The following is a 1,075-nucleotide window of genomic DNA, read 5'->3' on the forward strand; positions in this document are numbered from 1 at the left end:
CATTGTTCTCTTGTTGTGTGTTAGGTGCGTTGTATTCAACCGCTGCAACGCTTTGGTTTACAGAGCCAGTTGGGTAGCCAGCGCCCATCCAAGCGTTCAAGCCCCCGTCAAGGTAACGAACATCTTGATGGCCAAGGTTATGGATTTGCCAGTAAAGACGCGCAGCATCGTGGTGTGAGCCCGCAGCGTAGACGACGATTGTGCTGTCTGTTGTTGCGCCGAAGCTGCCTAGGATTGTCTCCATTTCTTCTGTGCTATTACTCATACCGCCGAAGTCGTAGGCGTCTTCAGTCGCTGAGTAATCGTTACGCCACATAGTGTAAGAACCAGAAATAGGACTATCTGGTTTGATAGGGTTTAGCGCACCGATCACAACCACGTCTTTGTCACCATCCATCAGCGATTTCAGTTGTTGTGCAGAGATGAAGTGTTCTGGGTGAGCGTACTGTGTGAACTTCTGCTCTTGAGCAGCAGCATCCACAATCACAGCCTCAGCTGAGAACATCGTATTGTAAGCTGAGTAGCCAACCGCTGCGACAGCGGCCAACACACCCAACGCAATTGTCGATTTTTTCATGAGTTGCTTCCGTATTTTAATTTAAAGTTTTGCTGCCGAATCCTTGACGTTTCGACAGATAGAATGCTTTTGAAGGGGGAGTACAGGCATGAACATTTCTTAATCATTTTTGGTGTTCATGGCTTAAAATAAGCGGAAATGCGTTCTACCCCTTTGTGGGTAAGGCATTCTGAGGAAATCAATAGTTAGGCGGTATTGTGGTTTCCCACAATAATGATGTGGGATTGATCTAAAGCAACAAAGTTAGAGAGGGGAACGGTGCTAAAATGCGAAACCAATACGTTGTCGTTGTGCTTTATTAAGTGACTAAAAATTATTTTCAGAAACTCCTTTATTCTATTGTATTTGTTGGTTTTACCTGTATTTCTCAAGTCAAAGCAGAACATCAGCCTCATAGGACAACATTTGATGTAGGTGTGCTGGCATTGAGAGGGCATTCTCACGCTAAAGAATCCTGGCAACCCACAATGACATGGTTGGAAGAACAAAACCCCAGCT

The 1,075-nt window shown here is 45.3% G+C and carries 1 protein-coding gene and 1 pseudogene; one reads left to right on the plus strand and one right to left on the minus strand.

The genetic code is table 11. From position 1 onward, the window contains the following. Nucleotides 1–577, minus strand: a 577-nt coding sequence (locus R7R24_RS24855) for a rhodanese-like domain-containing protein (RefSeq protein WP_318119766.1), incomplete at its 3' end; no start/stop codon positions are given. Between the two features lie 302 nt (nt 578–879). Between R7R24_RS24855 and R7R24_RS24860 the strand changes: the two are divergent. Further along, nucleotides 880–1,075: pseudogene (locus R7R24_RS24860) on the plus strand (sensor histidine kinase); the annotation flags it as partial.

This window comes from Vibrio sp. 704, from assembly GCF_033339295.1.